The organism is Nocardioides sp. P4_G10 (assembly GCF_056401175.1).
The window spans coordinates 25,367-50,723 of record NZ_JBFUJV010000003.1 but is presented as its reverse complement, the minus strand read 5'-3'; the positions used below and the strand labels follow the sequence as shown (position 1 = coordinate 50,723).

At 66.9% G+C, this 25,357-nt stretch carries 35 protein-coding genes and 1 tRNA gene; 7 read left to right on the top strand and 29 right to left on the bottom strand.

Annotated elements, in window-relative coordinates:
- Complete coding sequence (locus tag AC1DP1_RS05730; RefSeq protein WP_477506042.1) at nt 1-1,401, bottom strand: DUF1800 domain-containing protein; 1,401 nt, start codon at nt 1,399-1,401, stop codon at nt 1-3.
- A 172-nt stretch (nt 1,402-1,573) separates the two neighbouring features.
- On the opposite strand from AC1DP1_RS05730, the gene AC1DP1_RS05725 reads away from it, so the two are divergent.
- Nucleotides 1,574-2,542: a GNAT family N-acetyltransferase gene (locus AC1DP1_RS05725; protein ID WP_477506041.1), complete on the top strand. Its 969-nt coding sequence runs from the start codon at nt 1,574-1,576 to the stop codon at nt 2,540-2,542.
- Between the two features lie 12 nt (nt 2,543-2,554).
- A tRNA-Ile gene (locus AC1DP1_RS05720) sits at nt 2,555-2,628 on the top strand.
- A 146-nt stretch (nt 2,629-2,774) separates the two neighbouring features.
- On the opposite strand, the gene AC1DP1_RS05715 is transcribed toward AC1DP1_RS05720, so the two are convergent.
- From AC1DP1_RS05715 to AC1DP1_RS05705, 3 genes are read right to left on the bottom strand one after another with little or no spacing between them, the layout of a single operon-like run.
- A complete protein-coding gene (locus tag AC1DP1_RS05715) occupies nt 2,775-4,388 on the bottom strand; it encodes an SGNH/GDSL hydrolase family protein (protein ID WP_477506040.1) in 1,614 nt (537 codons plus the stop codon).
- Between the two features lie 49 nt (nt 4,389-4,437).
- Entirely contained in the window at nt 4,438-4,752 is a 315-nt protein-coding gene (locus tag AC1DP1_RS05710) for a hypothetical protein (RefSeq protein ID WP_477506039.1), read from the bottom strand.
- Nucleotides 4,749-5,861, bottom strand: coding sequence for a hypothetical protein (locus AC1DP1_RS05705; RefSeq protein WP_477506038.1), 1,113 nt, complete (start codon nt 5,859-5,861; stop codon nt 4,749-4,751). Before AC1DP1_RS05705 ends, AC1DP1_RS05710 begins: the two co-directional genes overlap by 4 nt.
- Nucleotides 5,862-6,093: 232 nt before the next feature.
- On the opposite strand from AC1DP1_RS05705, the gene AC1DP1_RS05700 reads away from it, so the two are divergent.
- A complete protein-coding gene (locus tag AC1DP1_RS05700) occupies nt 6,094-6,333 on the top strand; it encodes a hypothetical protein (RefSeq protein WP_477506037.1) in 240 nt (79 codons plus the stop codon).
- Nucleotides 6,334-6,391: 58 nt separating this feature from the next.
- On the opposite strand, the gene AC1DP1_RS05695 is transcribed toward AC1DP1_RS05700, so the two are convergent.
- From AC1DP1_RS05695 to AC1DP1_RS05685, 3 genes are all read right to left on the bottom strand, one after another.
- Nucleotides 6,392-6,781 (bottom strand): hypothetical protein, encoded by a 390-nt coding sequence (locus AC1DP1_RS05695; RefSeq protein ID WP_477506036.1) that lies wholly within the window; start codon nt 6,779-6,781, stop codon nt 6,392-6,394.
- A 41-nt stretch (nt 6,782-6,822) separates the two neighbouring features.
- Complete coding sequence (locus AC1DP1_RS05690; RefSeq protein WP_477506035.1) at nt 6,823-7,038, bottom strand: hypothetical protein; 216 nt, start codon at nt 7,036-7,038, stop codon at nt 6,823-6,825.
- A gap of 120 nt (nt 7,039-7,158) precedes the next feature.
- Nucleotides 7,159-7,293 carry a hypothetical protein gene (locus tag AC1DP1_RS05685; RefSeq protein ID WP_477506034.1) on the bottom strand — a complete coding sequence of 45 codons (135 nt, stop codon included), beginning with the start codon at nt 7,291-7,293 and terminating at the stop codon, nt 7,159-7,161.
- A gap of 73 nt (nt 7,294-7,366) precedes the next feature.
- Here AC1DP1_RS05685 and AC1DP1_RS05680 point away from each other — a divergent pair, with 73 nt between their 5' ends.
- Nucleotides 7,367-7,519 (top strand): hypothetical protein, encoded by a 153-nt coding sequence (locus AC1DP1_RS05680; RefSeq protein WP_477506033.1) that lies wholly within the window; start codon nt 7,367-7,369, stop codon nt 7,517-7,519.
- On the top strand, nt 7,519-7,863 hold the full coding sequence (locus AC1DP1_RS05675; RefSeq protein ID WP_477506032.1) for a hypothetical protein: 345 nt from the start codon (nt 7,519-7,521) through the stop codon (nt 7,861-7,863). Before AC1DP1_RS05680 ends, AC1DP1_RS05675 begins: the two co-directional genes overlap by 1 nt.
- Nucleotides 7,864-8,226: 363 nt before the next feature.
- Here the strand turns inward: AC1DP1_RS05675 and AC1DP1_RS05670 are convergent, their stop codons facing one another.
- From AC1DP1_RS05670 to AC1DP1_RS05650, 5 genes are read right to left on the bottom strand one after another with little or no spacing between them, the layout of a single operon-like run.
- A complete protein-coding gene (locus tag AC1DP1_RS05670) occupies nt 8,227-8,829 on the bottom strand; it encodes a hypothetical protein (RefSeq protein ID WP_477506031.1) in 603 nt (200 codons plus the stop codon).
- Nucleotides 8,826-9,380, bottom strand: coding sequence for a hypothetical protein (locus AC1DP1_RS05665; RefSeq protein WP_477506030.1), 555 nt, complete (start codon nt 9,378-9,380; stop codon nt 8,826-8,828). The genes AC1DP1_RS05670 and AC1DP1_RS05665 overlap by 4 nt, the downstream gene beginning before the upstream one ends.
- A gap of 55 nt (nt 9,381-9,435) precedes the next feature.
- Nucleotides 9,436-9,750, bottom strand: a complete 315-nt coding sequence (locus AC1DP1_RS05660; RefSeq protein WP_477506029.1) for a putative phage holin — start codon at nt 9,748-9,750, stop codon at nt 9,436-9,438.
- Nucleotides 9,747-9,935, bottom strand: coding sequence for a DUF7620 family protein (locus tag AC1DP1_RS05655; RefSeq protein WP_477506028.1), 189 nt, complete (start codon nt 9,933-9,935; stop codon nt 9,747-9,749). Before AC1DP1_RS05655 ends, AC1DP1_RS05660 begins: the two co-directional genes overlap by 4 nt.
- Nucleotides 9,932-10,222, bottom strand: a complete 291-nt coding sequence (locus tag AC1DP1_RS05650) for a hypothetical protein (RefSeq protein WP_477506027.1) — start codon at nt 10,220-10,222, stop codon at nt 9,932-9,934. Before AC1DP1_RS05650 ends, AC1DP1_RS05655 begins: the two co-directional genes overlap by 4 nt.
- Nucleotides 10,223-10,447: 225 nt before the next feature.
- Here AC1DP1_RS05650 and AC1DP1_RS05645 point away from each other — a divergent pair, with 225 nt between their 5' ends.
- The gene (locus AC1DP1_RS05645; protein ID WP_477506026.1) at nt 10,448-11,554 is read left to right on the top strand and encodes an SGNH/GDSL hydrolase family protein; all 1,107 of its coding nucleotides are present in this window, start codon (nt 10,448-10,450) and stop codon (nt 11,552-11,554) included.
- On the opposite strand, the gene AC1DP1_RS05640 is transcribed toward AC1DP1_RS05645, so the two are convergent.
- Genes AC1DP1_RS05640 through AC1DP1_RS05630 form a run of 3 tightly spaced genes read right to left on the bottom strand, consistent with a single transcriptional unit; the run spans nt 11,541 to nt 16,567 of the window.
- Nucleotides 11,541-12,536 carry a hypothetical protein gene (locus AC1DP1_RS05640; protein ID WP_477506025.1) on the bottom strand — a complete coding sequence of 332 codons (996 nt, stop codon included), beginning with the start codon at nt 12,534-12,536 and terminating at the stop codon, nt 11,541-11,543. The genes AC1DP1_RS05645 and AC1DP1_RS05640 overlap by 14 nt on opposite strands.
- A gap of 3 nt (nt 12,537-12,539) precedes the next feature.
- A complete protein-coding gene (locus AC1DP1_RS05635) occupies nt 12,540-14,270 on the bottom strand; it encodes a hypothetical protein (protein ID WP_477506024.1) in 1,731 nt (576 codons plus the stop codon).
- Nucleotides 14,270-16,567, bottom strand: a complete 2,298-nt coding sequence (locus tag AC1DP1_RS05630; RefSeq protein WP_477506023.1) for a hypothetical protein — start codon at nt 16,565-16,567, stop codon at nt 14,270-14,272. Before AC1DP1_RS05630 ends, AC1DP1_RS05635 begins: the two co-directional genes overlap by 1 nt.
- A 66-nt stretch (nt 16,568-16,633) precedes the next feature.
- Between AC1DP1_RS05630 and AC1DP1_RS05625 the strand changes: the two genes are divergently transcribed.
- The gene (locus AC1DP1_RS05625; RefSeq protein WP_477506022.1) at nt 16,634-17,029 is read left to right on the top strand and encodes a hypothetical protein; all 396 of its coding nucleotides are present in this window, start codon (nt 16,634-16,636) and stop codon (nt 17,027-17,029) included.
- A gap of 367 nt (nt 17,030-17,396) precedes the next feature.
- Here the strand turns inward: AC1DP1_RS05625 and AC1DP1_RS05620 are convergent, their stop codons facing one another.
- From AC1DP1_RS05620 to AC1DP1_RS05555, 14 genes are all read right to left on the bottom strand, one after another.
- Nucleotides 17,397-17,651 (bottom strand): hypothetical protein, encoded by a 255-nt coding sequence (locus AC1DP1_RS05620; protein WP_477506020.1) that lies wholly within the window; start codon nt 17,649-17,651, stop codon nt 17,397-17,399.
- Nucleotides 17,652-17,743: 92 nt separating this feature from the next.
- Entirely contained in the window at nt 17,744-18,301 is a 558-nt protein-coding gene (locus tag AC1DP1_RS05615; RefSeq protein ID WP_477506019.1) for a phage tail tube protein, read from the bottom strand.
- 74 nt (nt 18,302-18,375) lie between these two features.
- Nucleotides 18,376-18,510 (bottom strand): hypothetical protein, encoded by a 135-nt coding sequence (locus AC1DP1_RS05610; RefSeq protein WP_477506018.1) that lies wholly within the window; start codon nt 18,508-18,510, stop codon nt 18,376-18,378.
- A gap of 8 nt (nt 18,511-18,518) precedes the next feature.
- On the bottom strand, nt 18,519-18,944 hold the full coding sequence (locus AC1DP1_RS05605; protein ID WP_477506017.1) for a hypothetical protein: 426 nt from the start codon (nt 18,942-18,944) through the stop codon (nt 18,519-18,521).
- Nucleotides 18,941-19,210, bottom strand: a complete 270-nt coding sequence (locus tag AC1DP1_RS05600) for an HK97 gp10 family phage protein (RefSeq protein ID WP_477506016.1) — start codon at nt 19,208-19,210, stop codon at nt 18,941-18,943. Before AC1DP1_RS05600 ends, AC1DP1_RS05605 begins: the two co-directional genes overlap by 4 nt.
- Nucleotides 19,210-19,527 carry a hypothetical protein gene (locus AC1DP1_RS05595; RefSeq protein ID WP_477506015.1) on the bottom strand — a complete coding sequence of 106 codons (318 nt, stop codon included), beginning with the start codon at nt 19,525-19,527 and terminating at the stop codon, nt 19,210-19,212. Before AC1DP1_RS05595 ends, AC1DP1_RS05600 begins: the two co-directional genes overlap by 1 nt.
- A 20-nt stretch (nt 19,528-19,547) precedes the next feature.
- The gene (locus AC1DP1_RS05590) at nt 19,548-20,039 is read right to left on the bottom strand and encodes a hypothetical protein (protein WP_477506014.1); all 492 of its coding nucleotides are present in this window, start codon (nt 20,037-20,039) and stop codon (nt 19,548-19,550) included.
- Nucleotides 20,040-20,057: 18 nt separating this feature from the next.
- Nucleotides 20,058-20,207, bottom strand: a complete 150-nt coding sequence (locus AC1DP1_RS05585; RefSeq protein ID WP_477506013.1) for a DUF7302 family protein — start codon at nt 20,205-20,207, stop codon at nt 20,058-20,060.
- A complete protein-coding gene (locus AC1DP1_RS05580; RefSeq protein WP_477506012.1) occupies nt 20,207-21,103 on the bottom strand; it encodes a phage major capsid family protein in 897 nt (298 codons plus the stop codon). Before AC1DP1_RS05580 ends, AC1DP1_RS05585 begins: the two co-directional genes overlap by 1 nt.
- A gap of 21 nt (nt 21,104-21,124) precedes the next feature.
- The gene (locus tag AC1DP1_RS05575) at nt 21,125-21,619 is read right to left on the bottom strand and encodes a hypothetical protein (protein ID WP_477506011.1); all 495 of its coding nucleotides are present in this window, start codon (nt 21,617-21,619) and stop codon (nt 21,125-21,127) included.
- Between the two features lie 59 nt (nt 21,620-21,678).
- The gene (locus AC1DP1_RS05570) at nt 21,679-22,212 is read right to left on the bottom strand and encodes a VG15 protein (RefSeq protein ID WP_477506010.1); all 534 of its coding nucleotides are present in this window, start codon (nt 22,210-22,212) and stop codon (nt 21,679-21,681) included.
- Nucleotides 22,190-23,608 (bottom strand): phage portal protein, encoded by a 1,419-nt coding sequence (locus AC1DP1_RS05565; RefSeq protein WP_477506009.1) that lies wholly within the window; start codon nt 23,606-23,608, stop codon nt 22,190-22,192. The genes AC1DP1_RS05570 and AC1DP1_RS05565 overlap by 23 nt, the downstream gene beginning before the upstream one ends.
- A gap of 13 nt (nt 23,609-23,621) precedes the next feature.
- Nucleotides 23,622-25,073, bottom strand: coding sequence for a hypothetical protein (locus tag AC1DP1_RS05560; protein ID WP_477506008.1), 1,452 nt, complete (start codon nt 25,071-25,073; stop codon nt 23,622-23,624).
- Nucleotides 25,057-25,290: a hypothetical protein gene (locus tag AC1DP1_RS05555; protein WP_477506007.1), complete on the bottom strand. Its 234-nt coding sequence runs from the start codon at nt 25,288-25,290 to the stop codon at nt 25,057-25,059. Before AC1DP1_RS05555 ends, AC1DP1_RS05560 begins: the two co-directional genes overlap by 17 nt.
- Nucleotides 25,291-25,357 lie beyond the last annotated feature (67 nt).

Here is a 25,357-nt window from a genome sequence, read left to right as displayed (position 1 = left end):
TCAGCACGCCAGGTGGTCGGGGGAGTCGAGGACGGCGGCCAGCAGGCGCGGGAAGCCCCACTGGTAGAGGGCGTGGTCGCGGTCGATCTTCTCCCGGGCCTTGCAGCCGGTGGCGATGGTCGCCGTCTGCACGAGGCGCTTACTCGCGGGCCGGTGCAGCAGGTCGCGGCTGACCGCGTCGACGAGGTCCTCGAAGCGCACCGGCTTCTTCGACGGCACCCACGCACCCGGCGTGCGGTAGCGGATGCCCTCGGAGGGCCACCACCCGCCGGCCATCGAGTAGTGCAGGTCCATCGAGCCGAGCGCGCGCGAGGGCGAGGCCCACACCCGGTCGGTGACGGGAGTGCCGTCGGGTCGCGGCCAGGCATGGGGGCTGAGGCCCAGGCGGGATGCCTGCCAGAGGATCGCGTTGGACGCGGAGTCGTTGCGGCTCGGTCGGCCTACATCGACGCCCAGGGCGCGATAGGTGGCGACGACGTCCTCGCCCGGGTCGCGCAGCTTGTCGCCCGCGGAGGACCGGAACTCCTTGCTGGCCACCAGCGCGCGCAGCACCGGCACGATCGCGGTGTCGTTCTTCAGGTAGACCTTCGCCAGCCGCTTCACCAGCGATCGCGGCGGGTCGTCGCGCACGAACTTGGTCGCCAGCCGCTCGCAGACGTGCTGGGCGGTCAGCGGGTGGTGCGCGAGGTAGCGGAGGTACTCCCGGGTGACCTCGCGGCCGTCGGCCTTGCGGTTCTTGTGGGTGAACCCCTTGACCTGCACCTTGCCGGTCGCGTGGTCCTCCTTGACGTACGACGCCTTCCACGACTCCCAGAGGTCGACGTGGTGGCCGGTCAGGATCCGCGCCGACGCCTTGACGTCGTCCTCGTCGTAGGTGCCCGCGCCGAGGGTGTGCAGCTCGAGCAGCTCGCGCCCGAGGTTCTCGTTGGGGGCGCGCTTGGTCGAGGTCGCGGCGGAGAGGAAGATCAGCATCGCCGGGTGGGTCGTGGTCGCGGCCAGGAGCTCGTCGAAGCGGCCGAGCGCGTGGCGCCTGACCGTGTCGCCGTAGTCCACCCGCCAGGTGAAGTGGGCGTCGCCGCTCACCGGCACGTGGAGCATCGCCTCCCAGAACTCGGTCATCTTCTCCAGCACCGGGCGCCGCGTGCGGATGCGCCGCACGAGCAGCCAGCGGCCGTAGTCCTCCATGACCTGCCAGCCGCCGCGGACCTCCTGGACCTGGCGCTGCCAGAGGTCGGAGGGCCGCCGGTCGAGGTCGGGCCACCACCGTCGGACGGCGTCAGCAGACCCGTCCGGGAACGAGCCCGGGCGGGTGAGCTGCTGCTCGAACCATGCGGGCGCCCCGCCGGCACGGCGTACGTCGCGCGCGAGCGTTGCGTCGATGCCGTAGCCGAAGCGCGTCACGAGGTGACGCTGCGACGGGGACAACAGAGCAGACCGATCCTTGGCCACCGAGGTCCTCCCGTACCCGAGCCGCTTCCGAGACGCGTCACTGTCCCATGCCGGGCGGCGGACGCGAAGTCGAACGTCCGAATCCCGGTTGCCCGTCGGCCGGCGGGTGCGGTCGGATGTGCCGGTGGACACCGACGTGCAGATCGTGGAGCTCGACACGACCGACCAGGCGGCGCGGGCCGCGTGGCACGACGTGATGGAGCGGGCGGCCCGGTCGGACCGGCCGCACGCGCTGGTCACCACGGCGGCCGCCTTCGAGGTCACGGCCACCTCGCCGAGCACCCACTACGCCCGCACGTGGCTGCAGGCGGTCGAGGGCGGCGAGGTCGTCGGGGTCGCGGAGCTCGAGCTGCCGCTGAGCGAGAACACCGACGTCGCGTGGGCCGAGGTGCAGGTGCTGCCCACCCATTGGCGCCGCGGTGTCGGCCGCGCCCTGTGGCAGGCCGTGGTGGAGCGCGCCCGTGCCGCCGACCGCACCCGGGTCGGGGGAGAGGTGACCGTCGACGTCGCCGCGCCCGGACCCGCCCGCGAGTTCGCCGCGGCCATGGGCACGGTCGACAAGCACCGTGAGGACCACCTCGTCGCCGACCTCCCCGTCGCCACGTCGCCCGTCGACCCGGCGTACGACGTCGTCACCTGGCGTGGGCGCTGCCCCGACGAGCACCGCGAGGCCTACCTCGCCATGCGCAACCAGATGAACGCCGACGTCCCGACCGGGGAGCTCGACCTCGAGCCCGAGGTCCTCGACGACGCGCGGCTGGCCATGTCGGAGGAACGGCTCATGCGGGCGTACGACGTCCGCGTGGCCGCCGCCCGCCGGCGTGCGGACGGCACGTTCGGCGGCTACTCGCTGCTCTTCGTCCCGCACGGCACCGACTACGGCTGGCAGGACGACACGCTGGTGATGCCCGAGCACCGCGGCCACCGGTTGGGGGCCGCGCTCAAGTCCGCCAACTACGCCGACCTGCCCGACGACGTCCGGCTCGTGCACACGTGGACCGCGCCGTCCAACACGGCGATGCACCGCACCAACACGGCGCTCGGCTTCCGCGTCGTGGAGCACATGTACGAGGTCGAGGCCCGCATCGCCTAGGGTGCGCCCCGAGGGGCGGTAGCTCAGTCGGTCAGAGCAGAGGACTCATAATCCTTGGGTCCCGGGTTCGAGCCCCGGTCGCCCCACCTCGCTGACCTGCATGTTTAGACAGTTTCGGGCCAAACGTATATCGGCCGTGACACATCAACTGACACACGGTGCCGTCGACACAAACGCAGAACAGCCCCGCCCTCCGAAGAGGACGGGGCTGCTGCTTATCGGGGCGAAAGGGTCAGTAGGACGCCCGCACGTTGTCGAACCGGAGCGCGGTGTTGGCCTGCTGGCGAAGGCCGACCTTCGTCCCGGTGGCGAGGGTGGAAGCGCACGACAGGCGGGGGATGCCGTCGAGCCAGACGAGGATGTTGTTGCCACCGACCGTGATGCCGAGGTTTGCGCCTGCCGCGTTCACCGACACGGATGCCTCTTGCGTGAGGAGGGTGGCGCCGCCGCCGCTCAGGTAGTAGAGCCGCAGGTCGGTGTTGGCGCCGTTGGGGTAGAGGGTGGCGAGGTAGCCGGTCCCGCCGCTAGCACCCCGAGCGACGATGCCGCCGTCGATGCTGCCGCTGGCCCACGACAGGTCGGCGAAGATGGCGTGGTCAGCACGGGAGGTCTCACGCAGGGCGATCTCGCCGTCGCCTCCGGTGGCGCTGCGAGCCTTGCCCGATTCCACGGTCCACGAGCCCAGGGTCGGCACCCACGAGGCGCTCAGTGTCGATGAGAACGTGTCGGAGAAGATAGTGGTCGACACGTCGGCGGGCGGGGCTCCCTCGATGGTCTCGGCGACCACCCTGCCGAGCGCGTCGGCTCCCGTGTCGTTCATGTGCACGCCGTCCGCGAGGATGTTGACCATGGCACGCATCGCCAGGTGGCCGTCTGCCACGGGGACGCGGAGCGACGCGGCGAGCGTGAGGGCGTCGGCGCGCAGGGTCGAGTAGGCGAGCTGTGTGGCGTCGGTCTGCTGGCCCACGTTTCCGTAGGCCCACGGGTTGATGGCCGGGGTGATGACGAGGACGGGGGTGCCGCCCGCGAGCCGGACGAGGCCGATCTGCTTGCCGAGGTTGGCGATGGTGGTCGCGCGCGCCACGGCGTTCGACAGGTTGACGTCGTTGATGGGGAGTTCGATGGTGACGACGTGGGGTCGGCGGTCGGCCAGCCAGCCGGGGAGGTAGGACAGGAGCTGCGTGGAGTTGGCACCTGATGCTCCGGCGTTGGTGTCGCCGACCGTGACGGCGAGGTCGGCACCCAGTCGGGCGGCGGCGCGCGTGCCGTAGTTCTTCGTCGCCGGGTCGGTGGTGCCTACGCCGACGCGCTGGCTGGTGCCGGAGCCAAGGATCGCGTAGCGGGAGGTGAATGGGGCATCTGCAAGGGCGTCGCCCACTTCTGCGGAGATCGTGGCCGAGATGTCCCCCGCGGCGATGGCGAGCTGCTCGTCGCGCAGCGCCTCGGCCTGGGCGAGGAATCCGACCGAGTCGAAGTCGGGCGGCACCTCCTGCTCCTCGATGAGGTCAGCAAGGTCGGCGTTCGCGGTGATGGTGAACGGCCCGAACGTGCGGGTCGCGCGGCCCTTCGCGTGGTTGCCGGAGTCGACGTACTCCACATGGAAGTAGGTCTGCCACGACGCGGGGTTGGAGCCGGTGCCGGGCGTCCAGACGGTGAACGACCCGGTGCCGTCGTCGTTGAAGGTGACCTTGCCGGAGCCGAGGCGGATCTTGTTGCCGTCGACGTCGACCACGGTGTCGTTGGGGATGTTGGTGTCGATCCATCCGCGGATTCCTCGGCGGCGGTCGTAGTCGGTGCCGAGCTGGTCGGAGATGTCGAAGGTGATGGTGGCGGTGCTGAGGGGCATGTGGGCGGTCCGTTCTCTGTTGGCGAGGCCCTTGATTGGGTGGAGCGGGTCAGCCGACGTCGAGGGGTGTCGAGTCGGCCACGATCACGTCGGAGCCCGAGGTGACGCGCGTCTGGGTGAGGTGGCGGGCAGGAGAGATGCCGAGGACGGTCGCCCCGGCCGGGTTCGCAACCTCGGGGCCGGCGAAGTAGTCCGTGGTGCGGGCTGTCTGCGTCCACTTGCCACCCGACTGGACCGGGGAGTCCTGCCACGTCGCGGGATGCCAGGTGGAGTCGACCTTGACCTCCACCGTGGAGCCGGTCGGGTCGAAGTCGAGCTCCATCTTCACGAGGAGACGGGTGCGGGTTCCGGCATCGAACTTCATGTGATGACTCCTCGAGCGCGAAGGATGGATAGGCGACCCGAGATCCGCTGCGACACGATGTCGCCAGTCGAGGCGGGTAGGACGATGACGCCGACTGCGGTGGGGGCTGCGACGGTGGCCTTGAGGATGCGGCCGGTGAACTCGGTGGGCGGTGCGTCCAGCACGGATCCAGTGAGCGACGCCGACAGCCGGGGCGTGGAGGCGGCCAGGGAGCCGGATCCGGTCGGCGAGGTCGCGGTGCCGGTGGTCGACCCCGTGACGTCGGGAAGCGTGCCCGTGATCGTCCCCGCGAACACGGGAGGGGTGACGGTGCCGATCATCGTGCTTGTGGCTCGAGCGACCTGCGCGGCGAGGGTGGCAGTCCACACGGGCGCAGAGACCGACCCCGCTATCGACGAGGTGGCGCGGGGAACGGTGCCCGACAGTGCTGCGGAGCCTGCCGGGTTGGTGACGGTGCCCGCGATGGTGGAGCGTGTCGGCGGGATGGCGGTCGTGAGTGTGCCCGAGTAGACGGGGACCGCTGTCGTACCGGACGCGCTGCCGGTGGTTGCCGGGACGCTGCCCGAGGTTGCTCCGCTGTAGACGGGCGCGGTGACCGTTCCAGCAGCCGACGACGTGGCGCGCGGTGTGGATGCGGCGATCGACCCCGACGAGCTCGGGACACTGGCAGTCCCGTTGAGCGAGCCGGTCGTGACGGGGACGCTGGCCGACAGGGTGCCCGCGTAGGTCGGAACAGTCGCGGTGCCAGCGATAGCCGAAGTCATGACGGGTGTCGACGCCGAGACCGTGCCCGCGATAGAGGGCGAGGTCGTGGTGCCGGCAAGAGAGGCGGTCGCGAGCAGGGTCGACGCGATGAGGATGCCGGACGTCGAGGGGACGGTGGTGGTCCCGGCGATGCTCGACGTCACGCGAGGGACGCTCGCCGACAGGGTGCCGGTGGTGGTGCTGCCTCCGCTGGCGCCCAGGATCTCGACGCCCACCATCACCCAGCGCAGGGTTGCCGGGGTGGTGAGGCCGACGACCTTCGTGCCCGCGGCCCCGACGTCAGTGCGGAACCCGCCGAGCGCCGTGGCGTGGGATGCGCCGTTGACGTACAGGCTCTCCGTCATGGCTGAGCCGTTGACGGTCTGCCAGGTGCGAGTAGCGAGCGCGACAGCGTTCCAGTCGCTCATCGCGATCTGGACGGCACTGTTCGCTGCGAGGGCCGCTGTCGTGGTCTGAGCGGTGCTGGAGGTGGTTCCCGTGGTCGCCGAGATCGCAGCCCCCACGCCGCCGTGACCACTCCACACGGTCGCCGAGCAGCCCCACCACAGCGTCGTGCCCGTGTTGGGTCGCGGGACAGTGACGGTGATGCCCGTCGCAGTGGCGCCGACAGCGCCCGTCCAGCACCACGCACCCGATTGGTTGGTGGTGCCCGCGGTCTGCGAGGCCCGCAGCGTCCACGTCACCGATCCACCCGAAGCGGTCGGCGTGACGGCACTGTTCGTGCCCGCCTGTTCCGACGAGCAGACGACCACGATGAGGTCGCCGGCCGTGACGTTGAAGGCGGTCGTGACCTTGGATGTGCCCGAGGTCGTGTAGTTCCCCGACGCCGGGGACGCGAACGCTGCCCGAGTCGGAGGGGTAGCCACGAGTCAGCTCAGGCGACAGGGATAGTGAAGGTGGGCACGCCCAGGTCGACGGTGCCGCCCGACACGAGGGCGACGGATGACAGGTTCATGTCAGCGCCCGACGTGCCGACCGTGCCGTCGATCTTCGCGGTGCCGCCCGACGTCTTCACGCGGAAGTGGCCGGCAGTGCCGGACGCCGCGACGGTGACCGAGGCGGGGTCGGCTGCGGTGATGCTGCCGCTCGCTGCGGTGAACGATCCGGAGATGGCGACGGTGGCGAGCAGGGTGCCCGACGCGGCGGTCTCCGGGGTGGCGGGCTTGGTGCCCGTGCGGATCTCGATGGTGGCAGCCGAGCCGATGTCGGTCGCGAGTGCAGCGGCCATCGCCTGGGCGGCGGCGGCTGAGATGGTGAGGGCCATGGCGTTCTCCTATATGGGTGGCAGCCCGAGAGGGTGGGTGGTCAGGCAGTCGGCGGCTGAACCGACTCGGTCTGGTGCTCGGCCTGCGGGTCGAGGTTCGGAACGGCCCACGTAGCGACAGCGGTGGCGATGACCGAGACGACGGTCAGCACCTGACCGGCCGACGAGTCGGAGGCGTAGACAGCGAGCAGGGCGGTGGCAATGGAGCCGATGAGGGCTGCGTATGCCTTGAGGTACGGCAGGACGGTGGAGTGCATCAGTTCTCCTTGATGGCGAGGTGATGTCTGCCGGCGAGACGGCAGCCGAGGTTGTAGCCGAGGGGGAGCGCGAGGGCTCCGAGGGTGATGCCGAGGGCGAAGGCGGTGGGTTTCGTCATCTCAGCCCCACGAGGTGTCCTTGTGCTGGACGCGACCCCAGGAGGTGTCCTTGGCGTGTGCGGTAGGGGCCGTGGCAGCGAGAGCGGTCAGCGCGAGGACGGTGGCGGCGAGGGTGGCGAGGATCTTGCGGGTCATGGTGGTGCCTTTCGTAGAAGTTTCATGGCGATTGGGGCTATGCAATCGTGGCGACGAGTGCTACGATTACTACATGAACAGCAACCAGATCCTCGAAGTCCGATTCACCGCCAAGCGCGCATGCGTCTGGAGCCACACCGGCTGGAAGACCATCAGCGCCGACAAGGCCCGCGACCTGATCGCCCTCGGCCAGGCGGTCGAGCTGAAGAAGGGTCAGTGGATCTGATGGCCACCTACTCGCAGCGCCGCTCGGGCGCACGTAACGGCGCTCGGGCGGCAGAGGCTGCGATCCGCGAGGAGAGGGAGCGGCAGGCGGAGATCGCCCGGCTGGAGGCTGAGTTGGCGGCGGCACGGCGGAAGGCCGCGCGGGCCACTGAGGCAAGCCGTGCGAAGTTCACCGCTTCGGACCTGGCTGAGGCGACGCACGTCCGCGACTCCCTCGGATGGCACCACGTCGTCAGGGTCAACGCGAAGTCGGTGACCGTGATGACGGAACACTCGTGGACCGAACGCATCCCGCTGGAGCAAGTGCTGCAATACGCGCTCAGGGGAATCGGGGTTCCGCGATGACCGCTACGATTCCGCCCATGCCTCGCCCCCGTGGAACATTGAGCGACAGGCGGGAACGGCGCTTAGCCTTGGCCGCCAAGGCTAGGGCCAGGGCCGAGGCCACTTACCGGTCCGAAGTGGTTGCCGCCCTTTCTGAGGCGTCGTTCTCGGAGGTATCGAAAGCGACTGGCCTCAGCACGAACACGTTGCAGCGGTGGAAGCGGGAGGCGGGGAAGTGAGCGAGACCCATGTGTGCGCCTATGACATCCCTGGAGCGGGGCCTTGCGAGATCTGCCTGACCGCCGAAGTTGAAAGAGATGCTGGAGGCGTTCTGGCTAATCGGTCGTTCCGCCGCCAGCGGACTTCGCGCATTACCCGATCGACTTAGCCCACCGTCGCCTTGAGCCGCGGGTGGTCGGACCCCATGCGGCTCATCACCGCAAGGTTAGTCAGCGGACGAGTCGACGCCAGCCGGTCGAAGTGGTCGCCCACCTCATGCAGACCCGGGTAACCCTTAACGCCGTGCGGGGTGTTCACGTCGCCGCCAGCCAGCACGCGGCGGCCCTTGCGCTTGTGACGGGCGATGATCCGCAGCGACACCCGCGTGTGCAGCCGCCACATCTGCGGCCGATAGAACCGCTCACCCCGCTTGAACGGCGGGAACGCGGCATTGATCCGGTGCTCCACCACGATCGCGGTCGGCACACCGTTCAGCCGCAACGTCAGCCAGAACGTGCCACGGTGCGGCGTCACCTTCGCGATGCCCGGGTGAACCAGCCGGTAGTGAGTACGCACCCGCTCCTGGCTCATCGTCTTACGGATCGCGATGATGAGGTCACGCTGGAACCGGCACACGTAGACGTCGTGCGTGGTGCCGAGCTCGTCGCGCACCTCGGAGTGAATCGCCTCCGTAAAAAGGATGACGTCACTAAAGGGTGTCGGGGTGCCCGTCTCGTCTCTCAGGTTGTGCGTGCCGAGCGTGGTCACTTCGTCAGACCCTTGAGCCGGGCGATGTTCTTGTTCGCCCGCTTCACCCACCGCTGCCACTTCGCCTTGCGCTTCCGGGTCGCCGCGAGCTTCGCCAGTCGCTCTTCACGCTTCGGGTCGACCATGACGCCCCACGGCAGGGTGGAGTCGAAGCCAGCCGGGTCAGTGGCAACCGACAGGTGGCAGTGCTTGTCGTGCGGGTTGCTGCCCGAGTACGGACGCCACCCCTCGTGACGGCGGTCGAACGAGAAGATCCGACTGCGCCAGATCACATAGGCCCCCGAGCGGCAGGCAGGGTGGCCGCCGACCGCAATCAGCGCAGACAGTGCCTCGGCCAGCTTGTTGCAGTCCAGACCGTTCGCCGGGTCGTGAGTGAAGTCCCGGGCGCGGACGATCCCCTGACCGCCRAACACAACCCAAGGGTTGTGGTCAGAGGACCGGGTGGCGTGCGCGGCGTCACCGATGGAGCCGTCAGACACCTTCGACCGCAGAGGGGCAGCGGCGTTGAGTTCGCCGAGCAGGACGTCAAGAGAGCGGGCTACGCGCCACATGGGCACCTCCGAATGAAGCAGATGGAATGATCTAGGGCGCCGTGAAGCGAATGGCTTACTCGTCTTCGGCAGTGGGGTTCCGCCACGACGCGCTCAGCAGGGCGTAGAGCTTCTGCCACGCACCCGCAGCAATCAGGGCGAACACAGTCAGCCGCACCGCATCACGCAGCGCGTAGTCATCGCCAAGCCACTGATAGGCCAGCGAGATGTCGATCAGCAGAGCGAGCGCAGTCGAGGACGTCATCAACGCACGACCGGCAGGGTTGCGCCACCAGATCCCACGAGAGATCCAGGCAAAGCAGAACGGGAACAAGGTCGCAGGCGGGGCGGCAGCAATAACCAGCCACAGGGCAATAATGTCGACGCTCACGCGCGTCCTCCTCGGAAGGTCACGACAACGTTGGCCGTGAAGTTGTTGAGGCGCTTCTCCCGAGTGAGCGCCGCGACGAGAGCATCAACCTCGTCACGTTGGGCACGGATGCGAGCCAGGTCTTCGGTTGCCTTCGCCACATCTGGGCGGTCGGCAGGGTCACGCTTACGTCGCCAGAACTTCACGAATCCTCACCGTCCTCGCGCGTGCCGACCCCCGCGCGACGCAGGCCCGCGAGGAAGTCGGTCAGGGTCGGGCCGAACGCGTTGAGCATCTTCTGGTTCTGCTCGGTGAGCTCGAGGATCTGCTGATCCTTGACCCGCGACTCGGCGCGCCATTCGTCCCGGTCGTGGATCGTCTCGTCGTGGGTGCGCTTCGGGATGATGTGCCCGGTCAGCACCAGCAGAACAGCGAGACCAGCGAGGGCACTTGGCGCCAGGAGGCCAACTGGGATTCCGAGGATCTCGGTCATGTGGGTGGCCCCTTACGTAGTACTCCCGATGCGGAGGAGAGTTGGGCGTCGGTACTGTGCGTTCACCTCGCGCGTCGGTGGCAGCCGTACGCGCGAGTTAGGCCCCCGTCTGCGATGCGCGGACGGGGGCCGCTTGCCGAGAGATAGGTGTTCTTACTGATACGAATCCGGTGCGCCCGGGTTAAGGTGGCTTTTCGGCTGCCACCGAACTACGGGGGATTTGGAATGAAGTTCGTCGGGAGACTGCTCGCGGTCGCGCTGATGGCTGCGACATTCATGGGCTGCGGATCCGCGGGCGCGGCCCAGGGCGACCCGCTGGCCGCATGGAAGGCTGCGCTCGCCAACTCGGACACCGCACAGGCGAACATCGTGTGGCTCGGTTCCTCGAGCACCTACGGCGTCGGAGCCAGCTCGCCCGACAAGCGTTACATCGACCTCGTGACCGCAGCACTCGGCGGCGGGCCGGTCACCCACGTCGGCGACTCATACCCCACCCGCACCACCTCGGCTGGCGTACGCGGCTACGTCTCCGCGCCCGGTGGCTCCAACAGCGAGAACTACATCAGCGACACCAACCAGCCCTGGATCCTCTGGGAGCGCCCGTCGCTGATCGTGCACATGGTCGGCTCCAACGACTCAGTCGACCGCGAGCCCTTCGCCGTACCTGTTGACGAGTACGAAGCCAACATCGGCGCCAAGATCGACCGCCTCGACGCATCCACGAGCCGGCCGATGAGCCACCTGCTCGTCCACACGTATCGCCGCTTCGACGTCACCGCCGCCAAGTGGGCGACCTACGGCGACGCCCTCAAGCGGGTTGCTGCGGCACGCGAAAACGTGGCAGTGCTCGATGTCTCTCAGGTGTACGAGGCGGCCGACCATGTTGGCGCCGATCCTCGGGACCTGATCTATGACGCCGACATGCTGCACCCGTCTGACGCCGGTCACGCCCTGATGGCCGACCTGATCGCTCCGATGCTGCGCCTCGAAGAAGTGCCCGCGCCCATTGAGCCCGAGTCGACCGGCCCGGCCGCACCCGTGGAGGCGACCCCCGAACCCTCACCGGCCGCCGCTGTGACGCCCGCGCCGGCCGAGGTGGAAGCGCCCGCCGCACCCAAGCGAGTGCGTGCCGTGCGTGACGGCAGGCGTACGACGGTGCTGTGGCGCAAGGCTCCCGGTGCCGATGCTTACGAGGTGCGTTGTGGGCAGCGAGACAAGAAGGTCGCCGAGAGTCGTACTGTCGTCCGGGCCACCGCGCGCCGCTGCTCCGTCCGCTCCGTGAGCGAGACCGGGACCAGCGTGTGGGTGCGGGTGACGGTCAAGCTGCGATGACACCCGACAGGGTGCGCGGTGCCAGGTTCACCGGCTCGATGTAGATGGAGTCCTCGCCCGCCGTGTAGACCGTCTTCCCGATGGTGATGTCAAGCCACGGAGCCTGCGCGATGACACCTGACGCAAGGCCGTGGACGCGCAACATCTGCCCAGCCTTCACCGCAGCCAGAGCAGCAGGAGAGCCGCCCATCGTCGTCAACTGCTCACGGTGGAGCGTGACGCCGTTCGTCCACTGCGTGCCGCCCTTGCGGATCAGCATCCCGTTGAGGATCACCTGAGCCTCAATCAGACCCATCGCACCCCGATCGGTCAGGTCCACCGTGTCGCCGGGGCCATGTGTACCGACGACAGCAGTCAGGAACCCCGAGCCGGAGTCGAACCGGCCGGCCAGCCAGGTCGCTACGTCTTCGTCGGTGGCACCAAACGCTGCGGCGTCGGGGGTGGTGAGCCATGTCGGAGTTGTCGGGTCGGGGCGCATGAAAAGGCGGCCGAGCTCGTCGGCCCCCCAACGCTGCCCCGTCTGCGTGGCGAAGTCGTCAAACAGTTGGCCCACTGTGACGGGGTTGCCTGTCACGTCACCAGCGGCGATCCCAGTAATGGGCAGTGAGTTCCTCCCCGGCCAGCCCCAGAACTGTGCAGTCTCAGTCGCCTCGGCAAGGTTGCGCGTATTGCTCCCGACACTGTCCAGCGCGGGGAACTTGCGGAGATCCCGCTCAAAACCGAAGGCGTGGCACTCCCACGTCGTGCGGTCGGGCTCAGTCATCAGGCCGACCGCGACACGGTTAGCGCCGCACATGACCTCGACCACCGCACGCGCCCGGAGAGCCTGGTGCTGAGAGCGCGGGGTCAACGCGAGCTTGAATGAGATCTCGCCGATGCCGCCATCCGCCAATGTCTCCCACGTCGGTGGGGTATGGCCGTCGGGGGCGATCTCCGTTGCGGGGTAACCGCCGATGCGCAGCCAGTATGCAGTCGCGCCCATCCGTCACCCCGCCGCGTTTGAGTGCCAGCGCCAGTAGTGCGTCGAGCTGGTATTCGGGTAGTCGGTGAACGCCGCAGTGAACACAGACGTCCCCGGCTGCGAGAGGACGTGCGAGCCCATCGCCTTGAGACCCGTACCAGGGTGAACCCGGGAGCCGACGTCGCCACCAACCCACACGCGGGGGACCGACGAAGACAGGTCAGGCGAGTCGAGCCACAGGTTCGGCTTGTCGGTCTCCACGATGGTCAACGCGCAGTCGTCGTCAACCCGGAACAGCCACGCCTCATCGAGAGTCGTGGACGGGCTCGCAGCCTCAACCTGGAGGGCGATCTGCACCTTGCCGGCCGCGGTACGAACCGAAGGCAGCGACAGAACCGCAAGGGGCACCAACTCCCACACGTTCGCCGCAGCGAAAGCGTGGTCGACCTGCCCCAACGTGAATCCCTGCTGCGTCGTCGAGTCCGGGAAGATCGTCGACGTCGAATAGGAGATCCGCACCGTCGAGGCCGTCTGACAACGCAGACGAGCCAGCAGCGTGTAACCACCCTCGGGCAGTGCCGACGTCGGCACCTCGGCCACCCACGACGTGACATTGATGAGCTCGTAGTTGCCCGAGTAGGCCGTCACGTCAGCCGTGCGCGCCTGACCCACCGTCCGCCAGCGTTGCAACGGCGGAGAATAGCCGGACCCATCGGCCGGGGACGTGTGAACGATCGTCAGCCCCAGCGGGGCGGTTCCGTTCGCAGCCGAGACATGGAGACTCGCCGGAGTGCGCTCCGTGCCGCCAGTCTCGATGATGCGGGTGATCTGACGGGCTGTGATCTTCGGTGGAGCGTTCGTGCGGGACACCTGGCGGATGAACAATCCCTGCCACGCAGAGCCGGCCTTCGACGTGTGCGAGAACGTCACCGACGACACCACGCCGAACCCGGTAGCGTCGAACGTGAGACGCGAGTAACCCGTTCCATCTGTCATCTCACGCTGCTCGAGCATCGGCAGCGACACACCACCCACTGACGCCGAGACCCGCTCATCCGCTCCTGACACCAGGGTCCGCGCCTCGACGACTAGATACGTGGTGGTGCCGAGGTCGATCGAGCCGGTGCGGGTCAGGGTCCATGTCTCAGGCGATGTGACCGCACTGTCGAGTTCTGCCACCGACACAGAGCCGGGGGTCAGGGCCGCCGATACCGTCTGCGGCGCTCCAGAGCGCGTGCCCGTCCAGCCCGTCGCCGAGTCACAGGTGTCTACGCTGATGAGGGTCTCCGTGCCGGGGACGCTCAGCGCCTCGACCACCACGGGGTCGACCGAGCGAGGAAATCCGGAGCAGGTCAGAGTCAGGGTGAACTTGCGGATCAGGTGCGACTCGTGGTCGTCCCGGCGCTGCGGCGTCAACCTCGCGGTCTGGACCTCGTACACCGAAGCCGGCGAGAACCCGTCGCCCGGGTCGTGGGTCAACAGCAGGCCAGTGCGCGTGAGCTGGGTGCGCAACTCGGCCTCAGATGTCGCCAACTCTGCAAGCGACGGACCCTCGACGTAGACCTCGAGCACATAGGTCCGGTTGCCGTGACGCACGACCCGCTCAAGGTCACCATCAGCAAGCATCGACGTGACAGACTCGACAACCATCTCAGGCTCACCGATGTCGACCGTCGAGTCAGCATCAACGCCGAACGGGTACGACGTCAGGCACAGGTCGCCGATCGTCCACTCGGGCACAAGGTCAACGCTCATCACTTACCCCTGCCCTTCTTGCCCCGGTTCTTCTTGTTCCGCTGGGCCTTGGCGCCGGCCTGGTTGAGTTCCTTGCCGATGTCAGAGCTGAGGTACGACAGGGCGTCACGAATCTCCACCAGGGTCGCGTTGGCGGTGACCATCTCCGCGGCCACCGGGTCGTTGTTCGCGACCGCACTACCGAGCTGGCTGCCGAGGCTGGTGACCTCGCCAAACAGGTTGGCCGTGTCGACCGCGCCCGCCTGACCCATTCCCGCGAGCTCGGTGATGAGCGCGCCGTTGCCAGACGAGAACAACTGCGTCAGGAACTTCGGATCGATACCCCAGCCCTTGAGGACGTTGAACGAGGCGAGCAGACCAGTCAGTTGGGCCTTCTTGCCCATCAGGTTGTCGATGAAGTTCTGCCCGACGCTCCGGGCTGCAACTGCGGCCTCGGTTACGACCTTCTTGCCGCCGATCATCTCGGTGACGGCGTCCTTGGCTGCCGTCGCACCGACGTCGAACAAGTTGCCCGCGAACGCCTCGGAGACCGTGCTGCGGATGCCCTCGAAGATGTCCTTGAGCCCGTCGACAGTCGACTGGATCTCGTCGCGCTTCGACTCCATCTTCGACTTGAGAGAGTCGAAAGCGTCCTGCGCCGCGGCGACAGCCTTGGGCTTCGCGAGCTTGATGCCCTTCGCGATCCGCTCCATGAGGTTCTCGCCGGTCTCGCCGTAGCCCTTGAGCACTTGGTTGAAGGCGCGCTTGGGGCCGTTGCTGGCCTTGCCGCGTGGGTTGATCCCGAACTCGTCGTCACGGCCGCGCGTGGGGCTCTTGAGGCCCGTGTACTTGTAGGCGACCGTGATGTTGACGGTCTTCGACGGCGGGATCTTCTTGATGCCGTCCGCTACGTCGCGGGCCTTGTCGGCCGCGTTCGCCATGGCGTCGGCAGCCTTCTCGGCCCACCCGAACCCCGGCACCTTCGCCAGCGTCGAAAGCATCGACGCCCACATGTCGAGGATGCTCGCGAGGCCGCCGACGATGAACTTGAAGGCAGGCTGAAGGGCGTTATTCCACAGCCACGTACCAGCCTCGCCCACCGCCTCAAAGCCGTCCTTCATCTTCTCGAAGGCTGGCTTGAGGGCGTTGTTCCACAGCCACTTGCCGGTCTCGCCCACAACGCGGAGTGCGCCGTCGACGATGCTGCGGAACGTGTCCGACTTCTTGTAGGCGATGACCAGGCCGGCCGCGAGGAGGGTGAGTGCGGTCACGACAATGCCGATAGGGTTGGCACGCAGTGCGGCATTAAGGGACCAAGTTGCCCCCGCCGCTCCCGTTGTTCCCGCAGCCATGACAGCACTCGCGGCGCCTGACAGCAGGGCCGCGGCCCTGTATGCCGCGACCCCCGTTACCAGCGTGGCGAGCACCGGGACAATGGTGTCTAGATTGTCGGCGACCTTCTTGAAGGCATCGGCGAACCTACCGCCGACGCCCTCACCCGTCTTCACCTCGTCGATGAACCTCGAGACTGCGGGCGCGATCTTCGTGGTGAAGTAGTCAGACAGTTTTTCCACGATGGGCAGGACGACCGTGCCGATCTGCTCCTGAAGGTTGCCAAAAGCGACCTTCGCCTTGTCGGCGGGGGTCGCCATCGTCTCCGCAGCCCCACCGAACTGACGCTCGAGTTCACCGAGGATGACCTTCTGCGCCTTCATCGTGTCGCCCGACTCTACGAAGCCAGCGATCTGTTCCTTCTGCTGCTCAGTAAACGAGACCCCAACTCGCGACAGGGCGGTGATGCCCTTAACCGGGTCGTTGAGCGCCTTGCCCAACTGGACCGCAGAGCCCTTTGCATCCGTGCCCATCGCTGACGACATGTCGACCATGAGCTGCGACGCCTGGTTGAAGATCTTGTTGCCCTTGCCAGCCTCATTGCGGACGTTGCCGAACGTCAGCAGAAGGTTCTGCCCAGACTGGATCGCCTCGTCGTCAATGCCCGTCTTCGCAGAGATAGCGCCCGCGAGGTCTCCGACCTGCTTAGCCGAGATGCCGGCCGCGCCACCCATCTTCTTGATGACGTTCTCGGTGCGCGCGCCGACGACCTGAGCCTCGCTCGCCTCGCCGAGCGAGTCGCCAAGGAACGAGAACGCCTTGGCGCCGAGCCCAAGGGCGGCACCAGCAGCGAACAGCTTGCCGAAGCTGATTCCTGACCTCTTGCCCGACTTGTCGATGTCGCCGGAGATCTGGCCGTCGAGCTTGGAGCCGAAGCCCTTCGCGGACGGCATCAGGCTCACATAGGCGCTGGCGACCTCAGCCATTCGGCACCGCCTCTCTAGGTGGTGTTACTGATGCGCGGGCGGTGGACTGGCGGCTAATCTCGGCGCATGCGTGCCCTTCTCGGAGCTTGTGCCGTCGTCCTGCTCACTTCGTGCGGAGGGAGTGGCACGGCGGAAGCGCCTGCCGAGGAAGCGCTCCCGAAGGTGTCGACTGCCACGACATGCGGGCAGTTGTTCGACGGCGATGCTCCGGCCGAGAAGGTGGTCGACCTGATGACCGCCGAAGCCTCGACAACTGATGACGAGACGGCTGCGGCCCTCGCTGAGGAACTGGCACCGATCCAAGAACAGGCGGGCGAGGAGATCGGCCCCCACGTCAAGGTGGTCGAAGCCGAACTGCGCGAGTACGCCGACGTGAAGGCCGGGGAGACGTTCGAGACGGACACGATGGTCACGTCGCTCACCGAGCTCAACAACGTGTGCGGCGTTACGCCGAGGTTCTAGCTGAGCTCGTGACCGTGCGCGCGGAGGATCGCCACGACCTCTTCGCGTGAACGTCCATCCGTCTTGCCAAAACGCTGCGTGCTGGTGTTCTTACTAGCCCACGGCGCAGTGGGGTAGGGCTGAGGCTTCTTCACGCCCGCGGCAGCCTGAGTCAGTTCGAACTGCCGCATCGCGATCAGGTCGCCGGGAGCGTGGGGTTGATCCCACCCCTCAGCGGCTGCGGCTATGCGTGATGACGGATCTGAGCGAAGAATGCGAACCAGGTCTAGCGCCTCATCCCAGCCGATGTCAGCGGGCACAGACTCATCGAGGCCGCGTCCGAACCGGGTGCGCCAGTCGTAGCGGAGGGCGCCGCGGTGCTCCTCGATCAGGTCGAGGAGCCCGCAGATTCCCCCACGGAAGCGCCCGCCTGCCACTTCTCCACGAGGGTGTTGAGGTCGGTCTGGTCGAGGTCGTCGACCTTCGCGAGCGTCTCCGTGTCGGCCGTCTCCTCAAGCACCGAGAAGATGAAGTCGACCGGCTCTTCCTTGCGGTGGCGGCGGATGATGCCGGCCTTGATCTTGCCCATGTGGGGCAGGACGATCTCGACGCCAGACGGCGAGGTCCAGTGAAATTTCTCCATGGTCATGCTGACTCCTTGCGCGGATGGGTGCGCGGATAGGACAAGCGAAGCCCGGCCCTGACTCCGCGCGAATCAGGGCCGGGCGGTCAGGGTCAGGGCGTCTTGAGCCCGGTCATCCAGGTCTTGAGCGCGTAGTTCTTCACCGTGTCGAGCTCGCAGTCGATGGTGATGCCGTAGCCGATGGCCTCGGTGTTCACTAGGCTGATCTCCTCGACCGCCGACACCACACCACGGGGGACGTAGATGCGGATCAGCTCAGCACCGTCGACCACATCGAGGACGTACGACGAGGCGGTGCGGTTCTGGGTCTTGAACTCGAACGAACCCTCGGTGACGGTCTGGGTGACGGTGACGCCGAAGAAGGTCTCGATGACCTCCTTGCTGGTCTCGACCAGCGTCAGAGAGAGGGTCGGGTTGTCCTCCGAGGTGGAGCGGAGGGTGCGGACGGTCGCGCCGTCCTGCCAGATCTTGAGCGGGGTCGCGTCGCCCTCGTCGTTGAGCGCGAGAGCCACGCCGTCCTCGCTGATGGCGCCGAGGTCGGTGAAGCCGGTGAGGGTGCCAGCGGTGCCGGTGGGGGAGGTGGCGCTGGTGAGTCCCTTGCTGAGGGCGCCCGTGATCGCAACGCGCACCTTGGAGGCGGTGACGGCCATGTCTTACTCCTGTGTGTTGGTGGTGTGCGGCATGGCCGCGGTGAAGGTGCCTGCGCGGTGGCGGTGAGGTGGTGCTACTTGTCGTCGGACTTGGCCGGCGTCTTGGCGGTCGGGGCGGTCTCCCAGCCCTGGGTCTCGTAGACCGCGACCATGTCCGCGTCGACCTCGATGGTCTGGTCGGACTCGGGGTGCGTGAGCTTGTAGGACATGAGTGCTCCTAGGTGGCGAGGATGGTTGCTCGGTGCTTGGCTTCAATCAGCGAGAGGCGCCGGGGCTGACCCGACGGGTCGGGCACGTCATTCGGCCCGGATTGGTGTGTCACGCGGACGCAGCCGTTAGTCCCCGGGGCGTCCATGGCGAGCGCGATCAGCAGCCGCGACAGGTCGCTGGCGTACTTCTGTCCCAGCGCGGAGTCTTCGTGCCACACGTCGATTCGCACGCGCGGGAAGTCAAAGACGCCAGACACGGCGCCACCATCGCGCGAGATGACCACGAGACGTGAAGGGCGAGGGTTCGGAACCTTGCGGTCGAACTTGACTCCGGTCGCGTACGGCTCCGTGCGGCCCACGAGAGCGCCGCGGAGATACACGATCCACCACTCCTCGGCGTCAACCGGGAGAGCGGCGAGAGGCTGCATCGTCATAGCGACCTCGCCATCGTCCCGTTGTTCGCCTCGACGACCATCGCGTAAGGCACGTCAGCGACAACGCGCTTGACCATGCGGTCGGTGTGGTCGGTCTCGACGTGGATGCTGTCGCGGTAGTTGCCGGTGTCGCCTACGGGGGCGCTGGCTCGAGCACGCTCAGCGCGGGTCTCGGCCTCGGCCTGGAGCATCGCGTCGACACCGCCGCCGCCATCGAGATACGACTGGATACCGGCCGAGTTGAGCTTGATGCGTGCCTTAGCCATCAGCCCTCCCGAACCTTGACGCGGACCAGGGTTCCCGGCTCCCAGCCCGTGAAGGGGGATCGGTAAGCGAAGGGGCGACCGTCGACCTCGCAGGTCAGGCCACGGACCACCACACGATCAGCAGGGCTCACACCCGGGTCGTGGTCGAAGATCAGGTCAAAGTCAGAGTCGATCGCGTCACGAGCCACAAGGTTCGGCTCCGTGCTGCCACCCGGGGCAACCGCGCACGCTTCGTCACGACTGGACGACGTGCCCCAATCCGTCACCGTCTCACCCGAATACGGGTCAGTGACGGTGCCGGGAGACAAGATCGTCACCGGCTCAGGGAAAGAGAACATCAAGCGCCCTCGAACAGCGGGAAGCCCGCCAGGTCGGCGCCGCAGTCGCAGTAGAGCGCACCGAACGCGAGCGCACAGGACTCGGCGTGAACCGCGCCGTAGGGTCCGGCAGTGTCGATGGAGAACGCCTGCCGCGACGGTGTCGCACTCAAGCCCTTACAGATGGCTTGCAGATCGTTGATCTCACTCGGCCACAGGTGGTATCCGCCGCGCTGCCGAGTGTCAATCGTCTGGGCGAAGATGCCAGCCGTCTGCGACTGGATCGCACCCGAACCGGCCTCAGCCCAACGCTTCACGGCACCGATCAGCACCAGACGCGCCTCAGACAGCGCGTCAGCCTGAGCGGCGGTAGGGGTCGGGGCCGTGAACGCCTCGACCAGGCAGGGGGCGACCCGTGACGCTTTCGCGTTCGCACCGGCCACCATTGAGTCGACCAGCTCTGCCGTCTGGATCGCATTCGGCAGGTCGTCGACGATGATGAACTCGGCCATCGGGTCGCCCCCTTCTGATTACTTGCTGGACTTGCTGGAGGACGCCTTCTTGGCAGGCGTCTTCGGAGCAGGCTTGTCGGCCGGCTCCCAGTCGCTTCCCATCCGGTCGACCTTCTCGTCAGCGACAGAGACGATCGCGCCAGACTTCGTGTTACGAAGGCGAGCCATCAGACGAGGTCGTGGATCTTGGCGAAGGCGTTCAGGTCAGCGATGCCCCAGCCGTAGACAACCTCGGCACGGAAGGCGACCTGGTTGTTGCGCTGGAGGTCGCCGGCACCGTCCGGGTCGCCGTACTCGATGACCTTGAGGCCGATCGACTTCTGGACGCCCCAGCGGATCGCGGAGAAGTCGCCGACGAAGCCCATGACCTTGGTGTCGGACGCGAGGACGCCGAGACCGCGAACCGTGTTGGACACCGACGCGCGGTGACCCTCGAGCTCGGAGGTCTCCAGGCCGAGGCGGAAGTTCGGGTAGAGCTTCTGCTCGGAGTTGGTGCCACGCAGCGAGGAGAACTTCGCGGCGTAGACCGGGTCGAGGGCGATGTCGCGCGGGACGAAGCCGTCAGCCAGCACCAGGTTGTCAGCCGCGTCGAGGGACACGTAGGGCTTGTCGGCCGCCACGTACTCGACGAGGTTGGTCGTGTCCGTGAGGCCACCGTTCATCGCGGCCACAACGGCACCGCCGGTCGGGTTGATCTCGTGGAACACGCCGAAGTCGAGCGCACGCGAGAGCGCCGGCTGGATGAGAGCCAGGATCTCGTCGACGACCTCGAGCTGCCGGTCCTCGTCGGCCCACATGACCTCCTCGTTGAAGCGGAGGGTCTTGTGGAACTTGAAGGGCTTGATCGTCTTGGTCGTCGCCGTGACGGTCGACTGACCCTTCTGGGCGCCCTCAGCGACGTACTCGGCCTCGCCGATGTTGAACGTCCAGGACTCACCCTCGCCGAAGGTCATCGGGGTCTGGGCGGACAGTGCGGCGACGCACGATCCGTTCTGGATCGAGCCGAGCCAGGGGGTGATCTTCTGCTTCGGGATCGTGAGCGATCCGGTTGCGAACGTAGCCATGTTGGCTGTTTCCTTTCGGGACTACTCCGCGCGCTTGAACAGGCCGCGAGCGAACTCGCGGACCTCGTCATCGCCGGAAGTGGATGAGGTTTGGCCCTCGCGGGGCACGGTGTTGGTCGTCTTCTTGCGCTTGTCCGACTGACCGACGAGGCGCGTGACTTGCTTGAGCAAGAGCTCGGGGTCATTGGCCGTCAGGAACAGCTCGGCGTCGTCCTTCTCGATCTCATGGAGAGCGACAAGGTGGTCACGCAGGACCTCGGCAACCTTCGCGGGCACAGACGCAACCTCGGCCTCAGCCTTGGCGATGCGGTCTGCGACCTTCTCGGATTCCGTCTTCTGCGCGTCCTCGATGTCCGCCAGACGCTTGGCTGCGTCGGCGTTGACCTTGGCGCGCTTCTCCTGCTCACGAGCCTTCTGCTTCCAGAAGTCGACCGTTTCAGTCGGCTTCGTCTCGCTGGACTCGCTGGTGGCCTCGGACTCCGTTGCGGTGGCCTCGGCGGTCTGCTGCTCGGACATGCGGTGCTCCCGTTGCGGGTTGGACCCATCCGTTGCGGCTGGGTTGGTCTATGGGTGGCTCAGAAGGCCACATCGACGGTGCAGTTGCAGTTGTCGTGCGCGTCGAAGTCGTAGCCGGCCACGGTGCGGATCTCGCCGTCGAGGTACTGGTCGCACCAGTCGCACGAACCGCCTGCGCCGACACGGACCCAGCCCTGAGCGGCTCGGTCGGTCACGGAGTTGTTGGCGACAGTCAGGCGGACGTGATCGGCAATTCGGCGCTGGACGCCGCCGAGGATGAGCGTCTTGAGAGCCGTGTCGTCGGTGGCCTCTTTGAGTGCCGACCCGACGAGCGCGTGAGCGCCGCGGTCGTCGGCAGGGATCGGGTCTGCGAAGTAACGGCCCCTGGCGTCGACCTTCTCGCGCTGCTGGTCGTACCACTCGGCCGCCATCGTTCCGCCCGCTGCGCCGTACTCGCGAACGATGGCGGGCAGTAGGTCGTGGAGTGCCTCGTCTGCCGCTGCGCCGTTCGCGACGAGCTGCCACAGGCGCGACAGGTCACGGTCGGCGAGGCGGACCAGGTTGGTCGTCTCAGACCGCAGGGTCGTCGCCACTGACGGCCCTCAGCCGGTCCAGCACGGACGAGCCCTGCGCGCGCCGCTTCTCGGCCATCACGCGGCGGATCTGCTGCTCGTCAAGGCCGAGGAGCTCGAGCTCTACCTCAGATGTGGCGGCGGCGATCAGCGGTACGACCTTGGATCCGGCGTCAGCCTGTGCGGACTTCGACGTGTAGCGCGGGTCGCGCCACTTGGGCTCGATGGTCTGCCACTCGGCGGGGATCTCAGTGAGGTCGTTGAGGATTGCCAGCGCACGAATGTGGGCGCGCTTCACGGCCGGCGACCAGTCGGTGATCGCGCCCTCAGCCTCGTCGATGAGGTCGCGCTGCGAGGCGTCATAAGCGTCCGCCGACGTCGGGTTCGCGAAGTCGGTGATCGCCAACGACGAGTCCGGCAATGAAGCCTCTCGAGCGAACAGCTTGGCCTTAGCGTTCAACGTCGCCAGGTTCGGCGTCGGAGCCGAGGCCGGGAACTGCTTGATGTCGGCTCGGTCAAGGTTGTTGTCGCGGGCGTTCGGGTCATCGGCCGGCAGGTCAGGGATCCCTCGGATGCGACCGAGTGCAGAAGCCATCGCGGCGACGTTGGCGTCACCCTCGCCCTTGACGTCCTTGGCAAGAGCGCCGAGAAGCCAGAAGTCGGGGTAGCTATAGATGTCCATGTGGCCCTCGAGCCGGATCAGGTCACGAACAGCAGACTTCTGCAAGCCGATCAGGGGCCTAGAGATGCGCGAGGCACCCATAGCGCGGCCGACACGGGGCTTGTAGACCATCGCCTCGACAGGAACGCCCCACGGGTGCTCCTGTCGGTCGATCTCCCACCGGCCGTCCACCTTGACGGCGGTCACCGTCTCGCCATCGAGGTAGAGGGCGAACTCGGTGATCTGTCGCTGCTCGTCGCGGTCGAGGACCGACAGCAGGTTATCCATGCGGCGGCGGCGGGGGTTCCAGTCGCCGGTCGCGTTGAGCGCGTCGCGGACGTGGATGAGCGACTTGGGCTCATCCACGGTGCCGGTCGTGTTCACCAGGAACGCGGGACCGTGGATCAGTGAGGACACCTTGGCCGAGTTCATCTCAGCGCGCAAGTTGTTCTCGTCCCAGACCTGGCGGGCGCCCAGTGCGTCGATGTCGCCGTCCGCCCACACGAAACGCTCAAGGGTGCAGCGCCGACCAAGTGCGTCGACAGCCTTGCCAGTCCAACCGAGGACGATGCCCATGTTGAAGTAGGCAGACGGGATCGTGTCACCGATCCGACGAGCTACCTCTTGGTTGTCGTAGAGGCGCTGACGGAGAAGGTTGCGCGGCTCGCGGTCCTTGAGGTTCTTGACCAGGCGGTTGACCGTGGCCTGCTCGTCATCGGTCAACCCGGGGACGGTCAGGGAGTCGTACTGCACCACGCCGCACCGCCTCTCATCTGGTCACGCTTGCTCGGCCGGCTCGCGCCGATTCAGTGCTCGATGTGGGCTTCTTGATGGACGCACCCAGTCGGGCGAGGGTGACGCTGACCAAAGGAGCGATGTTCACGGAGGCGTCCTTACGGTCATAGCCCCAACCGCCTGCCGTTCCGATGGCGCGCTTCCGAGCACCCTCGCGGGCCTCGTTCACGGACTCCTGGTCGGCGTGCGTCAGGCGCCCCGACTCAAGGTCAGAGACGACCAGGCCGCAGCCCCGGGACATATCCGAGGCGTTGCCGGTGTAGACCTTCACGCCCCGAGCCTTGAGCGCCGGGATCATGGATGCGGCCGGCGATTGGCCGTCAATGAAGACCGGCATCCTGCGACCCGCACGACTGGCGACCCACTCAACAGCCGCGGGCTCGTCCATCCCGGCCCAGACTTCCTCGACGTGAGCCGAAGTGTCCTCGAGCCAGCACGCACCGACGCTGATCTGCCGGTCGTGGGACATGTCGACCGCCATACCGTTCGGCTTCGTGCCGTCAGCAGGGCCGACGTCGGCAGCCTCGCGCCACAGTGGGCCATTGATTGGGGAGAACTGCTTGGAGAACTCATCCCACAAGCCGAAGACCTCGCGGTAGACCGAATCCTCGGTCAGCCCCTTCTTGTTCCGCAGGATCGCCCGCTCGCCAACCCGGTGAGGGAAGGAAGGATTGACCTTGCGGAGCTGACGCCAGAACTCGTCCTCATCACTGAGGTCGAAACGATCACTCGCCGCCAGTTCGACGTAGAGCACGTCATCCGACTCGCCCGTGGTCGCTTCCTGGCGAAGCATCGTGAACACTTCGCCGTCATCGGTCGGACGCGGCGGCGTGCCCATGCACAAGACGAGTGGGTTGGCTGCGGCGTTCGTCGTCGGCAGCAGGTCGTCCATCGCTTTGACACTCGCGCGCTGGATTTCGTCGAGTACCAGCATCCCGACGTTCGCGAACCCGACACCGAAGCCGGACTCTCGAGCACCGAACAGGATGCGTGACCCGTTCAGGAACTCGATCTCCTGCTCGCCGTTCGAGCTGCGGATTCCGCCGCCCTTGACGCGCTGGTCGATGAACGCCGCAAGCTCGGGCAGTTTCGCCTTGGCCTTCATGGCGCGGAACGTCTCAGTGGCCGTACGACCCCGGTGAGCAGTCCAGATGACCGTCGTCCCAGGCTGCGTCAGGCACAGGGCGAACGCAATGCAGCCAACGAGGTACGTCTTCCCGACCTGGCGAGGTAGCGACATGCAGCAGATGCTCGAGGCGAACATGCCGACCGCATCCTTCGACAGGATCAGCCGGCCGAGGTCTTCCTGCCACTCATCGAACATCCAGCCGAGGTTGTTGCACGTATCGCGCACCTTCGGCCACCCCGTAGAGACCCCCCGATCGGGGGTGACGAGGTGCTTCGCGAGATCAGCTAAGCGGCTCATCGGCCGTGTCTGCCACGACCGTCAGCGTCTTGTTCTCCGCAGCCTCCGCAGCCTTGATGAGGCCGCGGAGTTCACGCATCTCAACGGAGAGCGCCTTGAGGTCGGTAGGGCGGGTCTTATCGTCGTAGAACGCAGCCTCAACACGCGCCAACTGGGCACGGAGAAGCTGCGACTCAGACGGGGCAGCGTCGGCCGGGCGGAGGTGGCGTGCAGCCATGATGCGCCTCCTGGGGGACCAAAAAAGTTGAAGAGAGAGATCGTCGCCTATGCCAGAGGGAGCGACG